Below are 18,066 nucleotides of genomic sequence, written 5' to 3' on the forward strand. Positions count from 1 at the left end.
GCCCCCGACTTGCTTGAAGCGCTCCACTTCAGGGCTGGAAAGGGCAGCGCGAAAACGATCGCCGCTATCGAGATGCTGCGCGACCTCAACAGGTCGGGCAAACGCGATCTGCCTGCCGACGCTCCGATGCCCTTCCGCAAGGAATGGCGGAAAATCGTCGTGGGCGATGACGGCAAGATCAACCGGCGGCTTTGGGAAATCGCGACGATCGCGCATCTGCGCAACAAGCTGCGTTCCGGGGATATCTGGGTGGAACGATCGGCGGGATACCGCCGGTTCGACAGCTACCTGCTCAGCGAACCGAAAGCCAAGCCGATCGTGTCGGCTCTCGGCCTTCCACCCACAGCCGGCGAATGGCTCGAACAGCGGGGGCGCGAACTGGACTGGCGGCTAAAGAAATTTGCCCAGCGCCTGAAGCGCGACGCTCTGGAGGGTGTGCGATACCGCGACGACCGCCTCCAGATATCACCCGTTCGCACGATCGCGATGCCTGACGCCGAGATGCTGGCTGACCGGCTTGATGCCATGATGCCACGCATTCGCATCACCGAGCTGCTGCATGAGGTGGCGCAGGAAACCGGCTTTCTTGCGGCGTTCACCAACCTGCGCACCGGCGAGCCGTGTCCAAATGAAAACGCCCTGCTCGCCACCATTCTCGCCGATGCGACCAATCTTGGCCTGTCGCGCATGGCGGCCGCGAGCCAAGGCGTCACGCGCGACCAGCTCCTGTGGACCCATGACGCCTATATCCGCGACGATAGCTACCGCGCGGCGTTGGCCGTCCTCATCAACGCACACCACTGCCTACCATTCTCGCGGGTGTGGGGCGATGGCACCACGTCCAGTTCCGATGGCCAGTTCTTCAGGGGCGCAAAACGCGGCGCATCGGGGGGTGACATCAACGCCCGCTATGGCGTCGATCATGGCTCCAGCTTCTACACCCATGTTTCCGATCAGCGCGCGCCCTATCACGTCAACGTGATCTCAGCGGCGACGCATGAGGCGCCCTATGTCCTCGACGGCCTCACTACCCACGGCACCGATCTGAAAATCGCCGAGCATTACACTGACACCGGCGGGGCGACCGATCATGTTTTCGCCCTGTGCGCCATGCTGGGATTTCGCTTCTGCCCGCGCCTGCGCGACTTTCCCGACAGGCGGCTCGCGCCGATGGCATCGGTCATGGCCTATCCGTCCATCGCTCCGCTATTGGGCAAGCGTATCCGCACCGACATCATCGGTGAGCAATGGGACGACGTGCTACGCCTCGTAGGGTCGATCAAGGCCGGCCATGTCGCACCATCGGTCATGCTGCGAAAGCTCGCCGCCTACGAACGGCAGAACCAGCTCGACGTCGCTCTTCAGGAAATCGGGAAGATCGAGCGAACGCTGTTCATGCTGGACTGGCTGGAAAATCCCGATCTGCGCCGGCGATGCCATGCCGGCCTCAACAATAGCGAGCAGCGCCATGCTCTGACGCAGGCGATCTACACATTCCGCCAGGGCCGTATCATCGACCGCAGCCATGAGGCGCAGAAATATCGGGCATCCGGCCTCAATCTGGTCATCGCGGCGATCGTCTATTGGAACACGATCTACATGGACGCCGCAGCCCAGCATCTACGATCAACATTGGTCCCGGTGCCTGATGATCTCCTCGCCCATACCTCCCCCGTAGGTTGGGAGCATATTGCTTTCTCCGGCGATTTCCTCTGGGATCGTGCAGCCGCTTCCGCTGGCCGCAAGGCCCTCAATCTCCCGCCGGATAGCCGCGCAGCCTGAGTGTTCGCTGATTGTTCGCCCTTAGCGTTGTTTAGCGTACCATCAACGCTATGCCCTCAATCTCTTGTTCCGCTGAATAACCTTCTACGTCCCCGTCTGAGCCCGCGAATTTCCTCCAGATGAAGTGGAATTTGGTCGCACAAGATGTGGCAGAGGCGACCTGAACCTACGGCGGCTTATACCCAGCTTCTCTGATGCTTTGTCCCGTTCCGCGGCTTCGCCCAACTGACGGACAAGCGCATGGGCCATTTCACGAAGGGCGCCGGCGCACCGAGAACGGCGGGGGATCTACCGCGGACTGCCTTATGTCCGGGTTTGGGATTCCCGTGCCGATTCCTTTGGCGAATCCTGCACCAGATGGACCATCCGGGTGGGGAAGGCGATCGCCAGCCCGGCCGCTTCCAGCCGCCCGAAGATAGCCAGGAGAAGCTCTTGCCGGATGAACACGCTCTCGGTGAAATCGCCGACGGTGATGTAGGAGAACACCTCGATGTCGAGCGAGCTTTCGCCGAAATTGCCCAGGCATGCGCGGGCGCCGTCATTGTCGATCTTATCGTGCTCCCTCAACACCTGTTCGACGATCCCGATGCCCTCGCGCAGCTTGGCGGCCGAAATGCCGTATTCGACGCCGATCGTGGGATTGAACAGGAAGCGGTCGCGCTTGGCGAAATTCTCGATCTTCTGGGAGGAGAAATCGCCATTGGGGATGGTGACCACGGTGCGCTCGAGCGTGCGGATCCGGGTCGAGCGGATGCCGATATCCTCCACCGTGCCGACCATGTCGCCCACCCGGCAGAAATCGCCCGCCTGAACCGGACGATCGGCGATCACGCTGACGCTGCCCACCAGGTTCTCGATCGTTTTCTGCGCGCCCAGCGCCAGCGCGATGCCGCCAATGCCGAGCGCGGCGATGCCGGTGGTGACATCGACGCCGAACGTGTCGAGGATGGCCACGACCGCAATGATGAACAGCAGGATCTTCGCGCTTCGCCGCAACAGGGTGACCATCGCCACCGCCTGCCGCCGCTCCTGGCGTTCCAGGCGCGTCTTGGTGACCTGCGCGACCGCGTCGACCAGCCGCAGGAGAAACCAGGCCAGCGCTACCCAGGCGATGATGCCGATATAGCGCTGCAAGGTCTGCCGGGCGACGATCGACGCCTCCACGCTCTCGGCCCAGAACTGGAAGCCGATCACCGCGAGGAGCAGGCTGAACGGTGGCAGCGCCGCACTGGTGAAACGGTAGAACGAACTCTTCTCGCGATCGGCGATCGTCGCCCGCATCACCGCGAGGATGGCCGCCGAGATCAGCCAGAACACCACGAAGCTGCCCGCTGCGATCCCCAGCAGCAGCGCCCAGTCGGACAACGGCGCGCCCGCCACGAGAACGGCATCGGCATCGGCGGGCTGGTCCAGCGCGTCGGCGGGAGGACCCTCGCTTTCCAGTGCGTTGATGGTCTGGCTCGAGATGCGCCAGATCGGGGTTCCATCGGCACTTTCGCTGCGGCTCAGGAGGATCGGAACGGCCTCCTCGCCACCGAACGCGCCTACCTGTTCGGCATCGACGGACAATCCGTCATCAATGCGGCCGCTCGCCTGATTGGAAAGCGCCGCGAAGGACAGCAGCGTTCCGCCGTGATCGAGCGCCGCCTGGAATTGCTGCGCCAGTTGCGCGCCTTGCTCCGCTTGCTCCGAATCGTCCTCGAGCGGCAGATCGAAATAATAGGCGCTGCGGGCATAATCGCGCGCGGCCAGCGCATCGATCAGGCCGGTCACCGTTCCGCGCGGGGTAAGGCGCCCCATCGGATCGGTGGGAGCGGCCGCGGCGTCGCTCTCCGGCTCGGGCGCGAGCTGTGCCGATGCCGGCGCGGCAAGGGCGAGCAGCGCCGCAACCGTCGCAAGCATCGTCCACAGCGCCGCCATCAAGCGCGGCATCGCCGGACGGCGAAGCGCGCGCACCGAGCGGGCGCTGCCGTCGCGCCGCGGCGAATCCGCGCGAGGGGACACAGATCCTATCGGGATTTGCTGGAGCGCCTCGTTCATATCGTAGCGGTCCGCCGCTGCGGGAGATTGCCGGCCAGTGAGCCCGATCGACACCGCACAACCGATCCGGAAGCGCGAATTGCCGCCTTCCGTGCCCGGGCAGTCTGCAGGCCCGAACTCGTCTCGCCAAATGGACGGCACCGAGGCGCAACTCCGTCGGCGCTGCTGAATTCGGTCACCGCCCGATGCCGGTGGAGCGTCGGTCGGCAGCGACAAAGTCATCTCGCCTCCGCTTCCTCGCCCGCCTGAGCATCGGTGCGCGGTTCGGCGGTGCGCGCGATCCAACCCGTGAAGCGCTCGACCCAGCGATCGAGGAAGGCCGCGGTACGGGCATCGGTCACTTGCCCCTCGGGGCCGAAAAGCTCCTCTTGGTACTGAAAGTAGATTTCGGGCTGCCCCATCAGCACCATGTCGCACACGGTGACCAGGCCTTTCAGCGCGTTCTGCCCGGCAGCACCGCCGCTCGCGCCCGGCGAGCAGGCCCGCGCCCGCCTTCGCTGCAATCTTGATTGCGGGCCGCGTCTCCAGCGCCGTGGCGAGGCTGGTCTCGCGCACAAAGATGTCCGATCGCACCCGGCCGTTGGCGATCGGCGTATAGAGGCTGTCGGCATGGGGGCGCTGGCGAGCCTGCTTCATGGCATCGCTGCCCCGTGCCGCCAAGCGCTGGTAAAGCCCAGGGAAACTGCGTGCGAAAGCGGTGGCGAGGATGCCGGCCGAGCCCACCGTCACCTCGCGCAGCGGCCGGGTGGCGGCCGTAAGGATGGCGTCGGCGACGATCTCGTGCGCATAGGCTATCGGCATGGCAAGCTGCCAGTCACCCAGGTCGCGGCCATGTTCGTGAATGCCCGGTGTGCCGATCATGCTCGGCTTCACCAGCGTCAGCGAAACCGGCTCGCGCCTGGCCAGCACCTCTAGCCTCAGCGAGTTGGTATAGGCGCGCACCGCATGCTTGGTGGCGCTGTGGACGGTGAGCAGCGGCGAGGAAAAGTCGGAAGCGATCGAGCCGACATTGATGATCGCTTCGGCTCCGCCCCGGGCGCGGAAATGCGCCAGCGCGGCAAGCGAGCCGAACACCGTGCCCCAGTAATCGGTCCGCAGCACGCGCTCGTGATCGGGGGTGGAAAGCGCGCTGGGATCGCCATGCACGGCGATTCCGGCATTGTTGACCCAGCTGTCGATCCGCCCGAACCGTGTCACCGCGGCCTCGGCAAGCGCCTTCATCGCCGCCTCGTCATCGACGTCGGTGGGGACCCCCAGCGCCCGGCCGCCCGCGCTTTCGATCTCGCCGGCGATGCGCGCCAGCACCTCGCCGTCGCGCCACGCCAGCACCACCGCCGCGCCGCCCGCCGCCGCTTGGCGCACGGTGGCAAGACCGATGCCCGAACTGGCGCCGGTGACGACGATCACCTGCTGGTGGAGCGGCTTCAACCGCAATCTGCCAGCCATCACGGCTCTCCGATTCCGATCTCGTCGGTCGGTAACGAATGAGGGGCGGCCTGCGTTTCGCGCATCAGCAATCTGGCGCCGCGACCATAGGTGAACCACGCCCAGGACCAGTTGACATAGACCAGCAAGCGGCTGCGGAAATCCACCAGCAGCAGCAGATGCACCAGCGACCAGGCCAGCCAGGCGACAAACCCCTTGAGCTGCATCCCGCCAAGCCTGGCCACCGCACGGGCGCGGCCGATTACCGCCATGGTGCCGTGATCGCGATAGCGGAAAGCTCCTGGCTCGCTCCGGCCGGCGACACGCGCGGCCAGCAGGCGGCCGACATGGGCACCCTGCTGCTTGGCCACCGGGGCCAGACCGGGCAATGGACGGCCCTCGCCCCCATCGAAGCTGGCGACATCGCCGATGGCGAAGATCTCGGGATGGCCGGGCACCGAACAATCGGTCTCGACCTGCACCGCGCCATTGCGGGCGGCCTCGGCGCCCAGCCAGCGGGCGGCCGGGCGCGCCTCGGTTCCCGCGCACCACAGCACCGCGCCCGCATCGATCCGCTCCTCGCCCAGCATCAGGCCGGTGGAATCGATCGCCTCCACGGCCGTGCCGGTTCGCACCTCGACGCCAAGCGAGGCGAGAGCGTCCGCCGCATAGGCCGAGAGCGCCGGATCGAAGGCCGAAAGCAGCCGCTCGCCCGCCTCGCACAGCACGACGCGGGTGCCCTGCGGGTCGATACAGGTGAAATCGCGCGCCAGCGTGGTGCGGGCAAGCTCGGCGATGGTCCCGGCGAGTTCCACGCCGGTCGGGCCGCCGCCGACGATGGCGAAGGTCAGCAGGCGGCGGGTCTCGGCCGGATCGCTCGATTGCTCGGCCCGCTCGAACGCATCGAGCAGCCGCGCGCGGATGGCGAGCGCGTCTTCCAGCGATTTGAGCACCATTGCGTGCTCGCGCCATTCATCGTGCCCGAAGAAGCTGTAAGCCGCCCCGGTGGCAAGGACGAGGTAATCGTAAGGCAGCCGGCGCCCGTCGCGCAGCAGCACCGCGCGGGTTGCGGTGTCGATCCCCGTCACCTCGGCCATAAGCACGCGCATGTTGGAACTGCCGCGCAGCAGCACGCGATTGGCCGTGGCGATGTCGGCGGGCGAGAGCGCGGCGGTGGCCACCTGATAGAGCAGCGGCTGGAACAGGTGATGATTAGTGCGATCGACCAGCGTCACCTTCGCCGATACGCGACGCAGCGCCCGCGCCGCGGCCATGCCGCCGAAGCCGGAGCCGACGATGACGATCCTGGGTCTGTCTGCCGGCATGCCTTGTCCCGGCTTCGCTGAACGGCCGGCACGAGGAGAGGCAGTTTCGGTCGTCATCGGCAAGATTTCTGATCTCTCTTCCGTCGGGCCGGGCGCGGGCTGCGATTGGGCCTGCCCGCGCCGACCGGTGCTACCAGGTCCTGCCGGAAAACGAAACGACCCGGTTCTGTTCAACTCGCGTGACCCCAATCGTTCCCGGTTACCATCGTGCCGCGAGCGCCGGGCCGTGCAGCGCTTCCGGGCGCGTTCCTTTCAGCTTCCTTGATCCTGCTCTGTCAGGACAATGCTCCCGATCGGCTCCACGCTCTCCGCCCACCAGCCGCCAAGCGCGAGATTGAGTTCGATGAACTGGTCGCGCAGTGCGCGCTCTACCTGCACGAGGTCGGTGCGCGCGGTCAGGTATCTCTGGCGGATCTGGGTCACGTCGAGAAGGCTGCTCTCGCCATAGCGATAGCGCAGCAGTTCGACCTCATAGCGGCGCTCCAACTGTTCGACGCGGATGGTGAGCTCTTCGTGGCGCAGCCGCAGGGTGGCGCCGCGATCGAGGCTGTTTTCAACTTCGCGAAAGGCCTGGAGGGCGACGCTTTCGTAATTGGCGACAGCGCTTCGCACCCGGGCATCCGCCAGTTCCGCCTGCGCCACCTCCTCCCAGCCCGAAAAGAGCGGCACGTTGAGCCCGGGGCCGGCACTCAGGAGAGTGGCAGCCGGATCGAATATACCGTCGAGCGTCTGCGAGATGAGCTGGATCATGCCAGTCAGGCTGAGCGAGGGCAGCGACGCCTTGTCGGCCTGCTCTTCCCGATAAAGCGCCGCCGCGACGCGGCGCTCGGCGGCATACAGATCCGGCCGTCTTTCGAGCAGCGCCGCCGGCACGCTCGCACCGGGCGGACGTGGCACTTCGGGGAAATAGGCTCCGTTGCCGAGTTCGGCGGCCGGATAGCGCCCCAGCAGCACTTCGAGCGCGCGGATCGCCTGCCTGCGGCTGCGCACCGCCTGGGCCAGACCGTTCCTGGCGCTGGCCAGTTCCGCCCGGGCGAGCGCGCGCTCGGCGGCGGCGATCTCGCCCACTTCGACCTGAAGCGAGACGAGCCGGTAAAGCGTCGCGGCTGTTTCGACCGTCTCTTCCGCCAGTTCCTGCTGCGCTGCGGCCTCGATCGTGGTCAGATAGGCTTGGGTGACCGAGGCTGCCACGGATTGCTGCGCGCCGCGAAAATCGGCCCGGGCTGCGGCGAGGTTCTCCAGCTCAGCATAATAGCCGTCGCGGATGCGGCCCCATAGATCCACTTCCCAGCTGGCCGACGCCCCCAAATTTGCACCGACGCCCTCGCTGGTGATCGAAGAAGGAAGCTGCGCCGCATCCATTCCGATGCCGTCGGTGAGCCCTTCCAGATCGAGTTCGATCCGCGAGGCAGTCATGGCGGCCGAGGCCGAAAGTGTCGGATAGAGGCCAGCGCGGGCGATCGCCGCCATCGCCCGCGCCTGTTGGACGTTAGCCACGGCCGTCTGGAGGTCGGTACTGCGGGCCTGCGCCTCCTCGACCAGCGCCAGCAGGCGCGGATCGTCGAACGCGCGGACCCAGCCATTCTCCACCGGACCCGCGGCGGTGGCGATCGCCCGCCAGCGCTCCGGAACCTGGGGCAGGGCGGCGCGTGCGCTTTCCACCGCGCCTTTGCCAACACTGTCGCCGCTGGCGCAGCCGGACAGGGCCAGCGAAACCGCCCCGGCGATTAAAGCGGTGCGAACGAGAGGTTTCATGCGTTGGCCTCCTCCTGGCGGGATGCGGCTTTGTGCATGTCTTCCTTCCGATCGGCGCTGATGCGGAAGAACATGGCGTAAAGCACCGGCACAACGATCAGCGTAAGGATGGTGCCGAAGCTGAGGCCGAAGGCGAGCACCACCGACATGGATTTGAAGAATGCGTCGAAATAGAGCGGGATGACGCCCAAAACGGTTGTGAGCGAGGCGAGAACGACCGGCGGCGCACGGTCGACCGTACCATCGACGATCGCTTGGAAGCGGTCCTTCCCGCCTGCGATCTCCAGATCGATCTGATCGACGATCACGATGGCGTTCTTGATTAGCAGGCCGGACAGGGACAGCACACCCAGGATGGCGACGAATTCCAGCGGTACCTGCAGCAGCAGCAGCCCGATCGTCACCCCAATGATCGCCAGCGGCACGATCAGCAGGATCACCAGCGGCTGTCGCAGCGCATTGAACAGCAGGATAAGTGTCAGCACCATGGCCAGGCCGGCATAAGGAAGCGCCGTTAGGAGAGATGAAACCGCCTCCTGCTGATCGCCGTACTCGCCGTCCCAGTTGAGATCATAGCCGCGCGGGATGGGCAGGTCCTCCACTTGCGGCTGGACCCGGTCCAGCAGTTTGGACGCGGTATCCTCCGGGCCCGGATCAGCCTGCGCATTGATCGTCCAGCGCTGGTTGATCCGCTTGAGGATCGCCTGGTCCCATCGAGTCTCGATGCCTTCGACCACCTCGGCGAGCGGCACGGTCTCGCCGCTGGCGCTGAAGACGGGCACGGTTTCCAGATTAGTGGCTTGCCTTGTTTCGTCTTGCGGTGCGCGGGCCACGATCGGGATCAGGTCGTCGCCTTCGCGAAAGGTGCCGATCCGGCGCCCGGAGAAATTCGCCTCGAGCGCCTGCGCAACGGCCTGCCTGCTGACGCCCAGGCGCCGCGCGCGCGCCTCGGCATAGAGCGGGACGATGGTCGGCACCGCCTGCCCCCAATCGTCCTTGACCATGATGGCATAAGGGTCGTCGGCCATGACTGCCTTGGCCCTTTGCGCCAGGATCGGCAGCGTTTCGGGATCGGGACCAGAATATTGCGCTTCCACCGCAGACTGCCCGCCCGGACCAAGCTTGAAGAGCCAGACCTTGATCCGGGCGAGCGGGAATTCACGGGTCAGTTCGCGCTGCAGCTCGACCTGCAGGCGATCGAGGTTCGATGCGTCCTGCAGCTGCACGATCACCTGCCCGAACCAGGGCTTGGGCGGTTCGGGAATGTAGGTGAGCTTGTAGCGCAGCGTGCCCGAGCCGACGACGGTCTGGAGTCCGGCGACATTGTCGAGTCTGGCGAGGCGGCGCTCCATGCGCTCCAGATCCTCGCTCGTGCGCTCGATCGCGCTGCCGGCCGGCAGGCGATAATCGATCAGAATGTGCGGCGTGGTCGAAGCGGGGAAGAAACCCTGCTCGACATAAGTGAACCCGAAGGCAGACAGCAGGAACATTCCGGCCGTTGCCAGCACCACCAGCTTTTTATGATGCAGCGCGGAGGTGAGCTGGCGCCGGTACCACCCCTCAAGCCTGCTGCCGAAGCCGCCACCTTCACCGTTTTCGTCTCCCGTCCAGGAACCGGGCAGCCGAGCGCGCAGGTCTCGCCGCCAGCCGGACAGACGATCGCCTACAACCGCCAGCGCTGCTCGGGCGCGGGCGAAGACTCCGCTTTCGGCCGTGCCTTGGCCGTCCGCTGTATCCCGCGTGTCCGCCTCGTCGAAGTCCTCCGCTCTGGCTGCGTGCGCTTTGCTCTCGAACAGCAAGTCGGAAAGGTAAGGCGCCACGGTCAGCGCGAACACCCAGGAGGCGAGCAGCGAGATCATCACCACCAGGAACAGGTCGCGCATGAATTCTGCGACCTGGCCGGGCGCCATGCCGATGGGCGCGAAGGCGATGATGCCGATCGCCGTTCCGCCAAGAAGCGGCCACAGCATCTGCCTGGCGATGGAGCGTGCGGCCTCCAGCCGGCTTTCCCCCCGCCGGATGCTCTTCAGCATCCCCTCCACGATGACGATCGCATTGTCGACCATCATGCCTAACGCGATGATCAGCGCGCCCAGCGAGATGCGATGCATCGCGATATCCTGGAGATACATCACGCCCAGGGTGGCGGCCACGGTCAGCAACAGGACCGCGCCGATGATAAGCGCCGGCCGCCAGCCCATGAAGAGCAGCAGCACGACGAACACGATGACGAAGGCGGTTGCCACGTTCACGAGGAATGCGTCGATCGATTCCGAGACCACACTGCCCTGGTGGTAGAATTCGTGGACTTCCATGCCCACCGGCCGCTCATCGAGCGTCTCGGCCAGGCGCCGGTCGATCAGCCGGCCCACCTCCACCACATTGGTGCCGGTTGCGTTGGAAGCGCCCAAGCCGATCGCCGGCTTGCCATTGTATCGCATCAACTGGTCGAGCGGTTCGGCATAGCCGCGCTCGACTGAGGCGATCTCGCCCAGTCGCACCACGATACCTTCCTGGTTGGTCGAGACCGGCAGGTTGCGCAGTTCCTCAACCGAGCTGATCGCACCGCTGGGATTGATTTCCAGGCGCAGGGGTCCGACCCGGGCCTCTCCGGCCGGCTCGACCAGGTTCTGTTCCGACAGGCCTTCGTAGATCCGCTGGACCGAAACCCCGATCTGCGCGATCCTTTCGCGCGAGATCTCGACATAGAAGGTTTCGGGCCGCTCGCCCGCGAGCACCACGTTGCCGACTCCCTCGACCGCGCTCAAATCGGTGCGCAGGCGCTCCGCGTAAGCGTAGAGCTCCGCCGGCGAATAGCCGGTGCCGGTGATGAAATAGAACAGGCCGAAGACGTCGCCGAAATCGTCGTTGACCGATGACGGCCCGGCGCCGGGCGGCAGCAGGCTGCCCGCGTCGTTCACGCGATTGCGCAGATCGGTCCAGACCTGGTCGAGTTCGGTTTGGTTTCTGGCATATTCATATTCGATTTCCACCTCGATCCGCGAATTGCCGGCCTGCGAGGTGGAGATGATCTCTTTCACCTCCTGCATCTGGCTGATTTCGCGCTCGAGCTGTTCGGTGACCTCGGTGGCCACCTCTATCGGCGTGGCGCCCGGATAGGGCGTGTCCACCACCGCCTGGCGGATCGTGAACTGCGGATCCTCGAACCGGGAGAGGCCGTTATAGGCGAGCAGCCCCGCCCCCATGACCAGCAGGATGAAGACATTCGTCAGCAGGCGATGCCGGATGCTGAAGACGGCGGGGTTGAAGGCCATGTTGGTTCGGGTCCAGGTGTTCAGTTCAGATCGAGGGGGCGGATCTTGGTGCCCTCTTCGAGGTTCGCCGCGCCCGTCGCCACGATGGTTTCGCCGCGGCGCAGGCCTTCCACCACCGGCACGAACTCGCCTACGCCCTCACCCAGTTCCACGATCCGCCGGCGTGCCGCGCGGGTTTCGGGATCCACCACCCAGACGAAGGTCTCGCGGCCCAATTCGTCCACCGCGGTGATCGGCACGGCCAATTCCGGACCTGGCGCGTCGCCGCCGCCGGGTTCGACCGCCACGACCAGCGTGCCGGTCATGCCCGGCCACACGGTGACGCCCGCCGGCGGGGTGAAGGTGAATTCCGCCTCGTAAGTGAGCGAGCCGGGGCTCGTCTGGCGGCCGATCGAATCGAAACGCGCCGGGATGACGACATCCTCCGCCGAATCCATGATCAGCCGGGTCCTTGCCGAAACCAGTGAACGATCGCGGCCGAGCATTGTCGCGGGAACCTGCACGACGGCTTTCGATGGTCCGGTGCTTTGCAGGGTGACGATGGTTTGTTGCGGCGTGACATATTCATAAAGCTCGACCTGGCGGCTGCCGATCGTTCCCGAGAACGGCGCGCGCAGCACGCGGTCGCTCAATCGCTCGCGCGCTGCTTCGAGCTGGCTTTGCGCATTATTTAGCTCGGTCTGCCGCTGCTCGTAGACGGCGCGCGCGATCGCGCCCGCCTCGATCAGCGCCTGGGCGCGCTCGAACGCGTCCCGCGCCAGTTCGACATGGTTTTCCGCCTGCTGAATTTCCTCGCGGATCTGCGATTGATCGAGCACCGCGATGATCTCGCCGCGGCGCACGAAATCGCCTTGTTCGACGGTCAGACGCTCCACCCGGCCACTCTGGTTGGAAAAGGAGAGCCCGGCCTCGCGTGCCGCCTCGACGACGGCGGGAAACCGGAAGGTGCGCAGGTCATCGGTCGCATCGAGCGTGTAGAGCCTGGCCGGCCGACTCTCCGGCGGCTGCGGCTCAGGTTCGCTGCCGCAAGCCCCCAGTGCGGCGAGAGAGGCGAGGGCGCAGGCCAGCCCGGGCAGTTTCGGGCGCCGGGCGAAGGCTTGGCAGCGTTGACGGGCTTGATAGGGACGAAGCCCGGCATCACGGCCATTGCGATCGAAATGCTCGGGCATTGCGCTCCTCGCGGTAAGGGACGTCAGAGTAGAGGCGACGACAGACCATCTCGGCCGTCCCCCCCGGTCGAGAGGCGTGGCCGGATCGCCACCTGGACGGAACGGCGGTGACAAGCAGCGCCAAGGCCGAGACGAAGTACAACACCAGAAATTCTCCTGCTTGGCCTGGGCGCCCGCTGCCCCAGAACATTCAGCGCACCAGTGCAAAGCCGACGCGAAAGCGCGTCGTGTGGACATCGTAATCGAGCAGATTTTCGCCGTAGCCGACAAAGCCCTGACCGAAGAGATACAGGTCCGGCCCGCCGCCCAGCAGTCTGTCGAGCGGATAGGATAAGTTCGCTTCGAGCGCGCCCTTGCCGCTGCCCAGATTGGCCCGGCCGTAGGCCGACAGGCGCACCCCGTCCTGCTTGCCCAGTTCGGCGAAGAAGCCCGTATTGCCGCGATAGTCGCGAATGTCGGGATTGTCCGAAAGGTCGCCGGCGAAAGCGCGGAGGCGCGGTCCGAAGGTGATGCGGTAGCCATCGCCGAGCGGCGCCGAAAGTGCCGGATGAAGGTAGATCGTATTCAGGCTGCGCGATTCGCTGCCTTCGCGGCCGTTCGATTCATGGCGCACGCCCGCCTGCACGCCCAGGCGGACATTATCGGCGATTTCGCCGGCGTCGAGCGCATAGAACATTTCGGGCTGAAAATCGATGTTGCGGAAAGGCGAGGAATCCGCCTCCACATTCCAGAACATGCGCTGCGTATAGCCGAAATGCAGGCCATTGAGCCATTCCCGCCCCTCGCTGCCTTCGGAAAGTTCGCCGAAAAGCTGGTACTTGAAGCTGATCTGCAGCCGCACGGCGCTGTTGGTGCCAGGGCCGTAGACAGCATAGATCGGCGCATAGGCCGAAAGATTGCGCAGAAAGGCGTTGCCGGTCGCGCGGTCGGTTGGCGGTGGCGGGACGGATGCGGGATCCGGCTCCTCGCGACCGGGTTCGCCCACCGGCGACGGCAATGGCGTAGCGCCGGAATCAGCCTGCGCCAGCACCGGTGCCTGACGCCAGCGCCCGGCGGGAAGCAGCGCCACGGCCTGCGACTGCCAGGCGGGGATCCAAATGGTTGTTCCGGCAGCCATCTGTTCTGCCGGGCGCAAGCGGTAGCGCACCGTGGCGAAACCGCCGGGCGGCAGTTCGATCAGGCGGTCCTGTCCTTCCAGCAGGTGCAGCGAAGTCTGGCGCGCCCCGGCATCCAGTTCGGCCGTGACCGTTCGGGGGATCGGCACGCTCCGCGCTTCCCGCGTGCGGTTCAACATGTGCACCTCGATCAGCGTCCAGCCCTCGGCATCCGGGGGATGAACACGGCCGAGCAGCGTCTCCAGCCCCGACAGTTCGGCGGGGATAGAGGCCGGTGCTTCGGCCACCGATCGCGCCGGAGCCTCGGCACGGCCGTGGCCCGGCACGGCAATGGCGGCCAGCGCGATGGCCGTGGCGCGCAGCGGAGAAACGCAGAAGCTTTTCATGTCAGGGCTCCCCGTCCGATCGGACAGAGCCGCTTTCACCCTTGTCCGGCCCGGTCACGTTGCGGGCCGGAGCAGCGGCGATTGCGGCTTGCGTCCAGTCGGCCAGTTCTGCGGCGGCGGTGGAAACGCCCTCGGCATGCGCATCGACGATCGCGCTCACCCGATTTTCCCGCGCCGGGACTGCGCTGGAGAAGGATCGGACCGCGACCGGCTCGCGACCCCGCCCTCGAAGGCGCGCTTCGCCCGCGAAGATCGCCACCGGCGCCGCTTCGCTCTCGACGTCGGTGCCCGCCGGGTAGCGCGCCTCGAAGCGCGTCACATGCACTTCGAGTGCGAATTCGGCGCCCGCATTGTCGCGCCGGTCGGCGAGCAGCAAGGCGGGAGCGCGCACGTCGAACGCGCTGGCGAGCGCATCGCTGACGAGGCTGGGCGCGGGCGCGACCCAGCGCGCATCCTTTATGTAGAACGCTTCGCGGCCGCGCCCGGCGAGCATCCGGTCGCCCTCGATCTCGGGGGCGAAGGACAGCGGGAGCAGCACGATTGCCGTGCGTTGTGCCGCGGGCACGCCGGCGGCGCTGCCGCCTTGCGAGGCCGGCAGTTCCGCCTGCAGACGATAGAGCTGGTCGGAATCGCCCTCTCCCAGCAATCCGCCGACGCAGCCTGCGACAAACGGCAATGCGGCCAGTGCGATTGCTGCACGCGGAACAATCATTGCGGTATCTCCAGTTCTCGGCCGCCGCTCTTGCCCAATGTGCCTTGCGGGTCGCGGCGGATGTCGTCGATCAGCCCGTCGAGAGATTCGGCGGTCTCCTCGATGCTGCGCATCGTGCTGTCTATCGTGGGCAGCGTTTCGGCCCCCAAGGCATCGGACTGGTCGCCAAGCGATGCCAGCGTGGCGCGTGCATCGCTTGCAGCGAGTTCGATTTCGCGGGCTGCACGCGATATGTCGGCAATTGCCTGGCGCCCGTCGCCCTGCACCATCTCGCGGATCGATGCGGAGACCTGCTGGACATCGCCGGCCGCGGCGTCGAGCTTGGCCAGCGCCGATGCGGCATCGTCGAACATCGCCCGGTTGGCGGCGAGCGATTCGCTGGTGGCCCGCATTGCCGCTATCGCCGCATGCAGGTCGGCGATGGTCTCGTCCGCCAGCACGCGGTTGACGCGAGTCACCGCCTCGTTGACGTTCGTCAGAACCTCGCCCCCGCCTTGCAGAAGCGACGAAAGTGCGTTGGGTTCGCTCGGGATGATGGGCCGTTCGCGGTCTGAAATCCGCTTCAGCAACGGCTGCCCTTCCGATCCGGGGCTGATCTGGATCGCTCTGATCCCCGAAATGCCCTGCAATTCGGTCGAAGCCTGCGAATCGCTGCGAACCGGCGTGCTGGCATCCACTTCGATATCGACGACGACCTTGCTCGGCGCCTGATCGTCGAGCGCGACGCGCTCGATCTCGCCCACCTTGATGCCATTGAACAGCACGTCGCCCCCTTCGCTCATGCCGTTCACGGGCCCTTCGAACAGGATTCGGTATTGGTCGTATTGCTGGTTGAACTGGGCGCGCCCGAGCCAGACCACGAACACGATGGCGGCGATCAGCACCCCGATCGAGACGACGCCCACCAGGGCATAGTGCGCGTGGCGTTCCATCAGCTCTGCTTCTCCCTGGCGGCGCGGCCGCGCGGCCCGCCGAAAAATTCGCGGATCCAAGGATGGTCCGAGCGCTCCATCTCGGCCACCGGTCCGATCGCCGCGACATGCCGGTCGGCCAGCACCGCAACCCGGTCGCAGATGGCGTAGATCGTATCGAGATCGTGGGTGATCATGAAAACGGTCAGGCCCATCGCATCGCGCAGATCACGCACGAGCGTGTCGAAACTGGCCGCGCCCACCGGGTCGAGGCCGGCGGTCGGCTCGTCGAGAAACAGCAAATCCGGGTCGAGTGCGATCGCCCGCGCCATGCCGGCGCGCTTGCGCATGCCACCGGAGAGATCGGCCGGGCGCTTGTCCCCCGCGCTCGCCTCCAGCCCCACCAGGCCGATCTTGAGCCGGGCCAGGTCGCGAACGAAATCGGGCGGCAATCGAACGTGTTCGAGGAACGGCGCCTCGACGTTCTCGATCACGGTGAGTGTGGAATACAAAGCGCCGTTCTGGAACAGCACGCCGGCACGCCGCTCCAGTTCGTCGCGCGCCTTCTCGTCCGCAAGATCGCGGCCGAACACCTCGATTGCGCCACCATCGGGTTCCTTGAGCCCCAGGATCGTGTTGAGCAGCACCGACTTGCCCGATCCCGATCCGCCGACCACGGCGAGGATCTCGCCCCGGCAGACGTCGAGGTCGAGATCCTCGTGCACGACATGCTCGCCGAAGGCGGTGCGCAGGCCACGCACGCATATGGGCGGGACTGCCGCGTCGCCGTTCCCCGGATCGCTCACAGGTCGAGCACCATGAAGATCACCGCGAAGATCGCGTCGAACATGATGATCAGGAAGATCGCGTGGACAACCGCCGCCGTCACGTGCCGCCCGAGGCTCTGCGTGTCGCCTTCCACGAGCAGGCCTTGGCGGCAGCCGATCGCGGCGATCAGCAATGCCAGGAACGGGGCCTTGCTCATCCCGATCCAGAAATGGCGCAGCTCCACGGTCTCGATCAGGCGGCTGATGAAGAAGGTCGGGCTCAGATCCATCGTGATCCAGCTGACCAGAAGCCCGCCCACCAGGCCGCCGATATCGGCCACGAAGGTGAGGATCGGCATCATCAGCAGCGCCGCCAGCACTCGCGGTACGACCAGTGCATGGAACCGGTCGACACCCATTACCTGCATGGCATGCGTTTCCTGGTTCATCCGCATGGATCCCAGTTCGGCCGCGAAGGACGAAGCCGATCGTCCGGCAAGCAGGATCGCCGCGATGACCACCCCGAACTCGCGCAGGATGGCGACACCGACCAGTTCGACCGTGAAGACCGAAACCCCCAGCGTCGTCAGCAAATTGGCGCCGACCAGCGCGATCACCGCGCCGATGAAGAAGGTCATGGTGAAGACGATCGGCAAGGCGTTGACGCCCACCGCCTCCATCATCGCGAACAAGGGCGTAAGCCGCAGCCGCCGCGGTGCCGCGAGCGTGTGGCCGAGCGTGAGGGTCAGGCGTCCGGCGAACACCATGCTGCCATAGGCTTCGTGCCACAATGTCTCGACCCGCTCACCGGTGCGCACGAAGAAGCCGAACAGGCCGTGCGGCCTGGTCTGGCGGGGCGCTTCCGGTTCGCCGGAACGCTCGATCAACTCGGCAAGGCGATCGAGGTCGTCGCGCCCCGAGTTACGCAACGCCGCGGCGCCTCCGGTGAGGCGCGCAAGCGCAAAGGCCCCGGCGGTGTCGACCTCGCCCATATGGGAAACGTCGAGCCGCGCTCTTTCAGTGCGGTGCGCGCCGAGCTGTCCCGTCACGCCGCTCAATTGAGTCACGATCCAATCGCCGGAGGCGATTAGACGCAGGTCCGGGTGTTCCTGCCACTCGACCCCGGCCGGAGCACGACGATCCGGCGACGCTTCGTTGGCCGCCGCTTGGTCCGTCACCATCGACAAGCTCCACATTCCGGCTTGGCGGCACCCGAAGCGACCGACCCGGAACGCAGCCAGACCCGGTCCCCGGAGCGCCTCTGCCACGAACATGAAAAAGCTCCACCGAGCCGCTGTGCCAGAACGGTCATGGCACGGTATATGGGGCCCGAGACGAACAGCGACCGATCACTCCTGAAGCAAGACCGACCTTGGTCTAGCACGGTCTTTCCGAGAACGAAAC

The 18,066-nt window shown here is 66.0% G+C and carries 11 protein-coding genes; 1 reads left to right on the top strand and 10 read right to left on the bottom strand.

The features are described from left to right. On the top strand, positions 1 to 1,782 hold a 1,782-nt coding region (locus C725_RS02770; RefSeq protein WP_038281383.1), incomplete at its 5' end, for a Tn3 family transposase. A gap of 303 nt (positions 1,783 to 2,085) precedes the next feature. On the opposite strand, the gene C725_RS15630 is transcribed toward C725_RS02770, so the two are convergent. From C725_RS15630 to C725_RS02825, 10 genes are all read right to left on the bottom strand, one after another. Next, positions 2,086 to 5,268 carry an SDR family oxidoreductase gene (locus C725_RS15630; RefSeq protein WP_008600017.1) on the bottom strand — a complete coding sequence of 1,061 codons (3,183 nt, stop codon included), beginning with the start codon at positions 5,266 to 5,268 and terminating at the stop codon, positions 2,086 to 2,088. Continuing rightward, the gene (locus C725_RS02780; RefSeq protein WP_149864518.1) at positions 5,268 to 6,629 is read right to left on the bottom strand and encodes an NAD(P)/FAD-dependent oxidoreductase; all 1,362 of its coding nucleotides are present in this window, start codon (positions 6,627 to 6,629) and stop codon (positions 5,268 to 5,270) included. The genes C725_RS15630 and C725_RS02780 overlap by 1 nt, the downstream gene beginning before the upstream one ends. Positions 6,630 to 6,824: 195 nt before the next feature. After that, positions 6,825 to 8,327: an efflux transporter outer membrane subunit gene (locus tag C725_RS02785; protein ID WP_008600019.1), complete on the bottom strand. Its 1,503-nt coding sequence runs from the start codon at positions 8,325 to 8,327 to the stop codon at positions 6,825 to 6,827. Next, positions 8,324 to 11,602, bottom strand: a complete 3,279-nt coding sequence (locus C725_RS15165; RefSeq protein ID WP_008600020.1) for an efflux RND transporter permease subunit — start codon at positions 11,600 to 11,602, stop codon at positions 8,324 to 8,326. The genes C725_RS02785 and C725_RS15165 overlap by 4 nt, the downstream gene beginning before the upstream one ends. Positions 11,603 to 11,622: 20 nt before the next feature. After that, entirely contained in the window at positions 11,623 to 12,771 is a 1,149-nt protein-coding gene (locus C725_RS02800; RefSeq protein WP_008600021.1) for an efflux RND transporter periplasmic adaptor subunit, read from the bottom strand. Positions 12,772 to 12,961: 190 nt separating this feature from the next. Then, positions 12,962 to 14,272 carry a phospholipase A gene (locus tag C725_RS02805; RefSeq protein ID WP_008600022.1) on the bottom strand — a complete coding sequence of 437 codons (1,311 nt, stop codon included), beginning with the start codon at positions 14,270 to 14,272 and terminating at the stop codon, positions 12,962 to 12,964. 1 nt (position 14,273) lies between these two features. After that, positions 14,274 to 14,984, bottom strand: a complete 711-nt coding sequence (locus C725_RS02810; RefSeq protein WP_008600023.1) for an ABC-type transport auxiliary lipoprotein family protein — start codon at positions 14,982 to 14,984, stop codon at positions 14,274 to 14,276. Then, the gene (locus tag C725_RS02815) at positions 14,981 to 15,916 is read right to left on the bottom strand and encodes an MlaD family protein (protein ID WP_008600024.1); all 936 of its coding nucleotides are present in this window, start codon (positions 15,914 to 15,916) and stop codon (positions 14,981 to 14,983) included. Before C725_RS02815 ends, C725_RS02810 begins: the two co-directional genes overlap by 4 nt. Next, complete coding sequence (locus C725_RS02820; RefSeq protein ID WP_038281386.1) at positions 15,916 to 16,701, bottom strand: ABC transporter ATP-binding protein; 786 nt, start codon at positions 16,699 to 16,701, stop codon at positions 15,916 to 15,918. The genes C725_RS02815 and C725_RS02820 overlap by 1 nt, the downstream gene beginning before the upstream one ends. Beyond that, on the bottom strand, positions 16,698 to 17,843 hold the full coding sequence (locus tag C725_RS02825) for an MlaE family ABC transporter permease (RefSeq protein ID WP_008600026.1): 1,146 nt from the start codon (positions 17,841 to 17,843) through the stop codon (positions 16,698 to 16,700). Before C725_RS02825 ends, C725_RS02820 begins: the two co-directional genes overlap by 4 nt. Between the last annotated feature and the right edge of the window lie 223 nt (positions 17,844 to 18,066).

This window comes from Pacificimonas flava (assembly GCF_000342165.1).
GTDB lineage: Bacteria > Pseudomonadota > Alphaproteobacteria > Sphingomonadales > Sphingomonadaceae > Pacificimonas > Pacificimonas flava.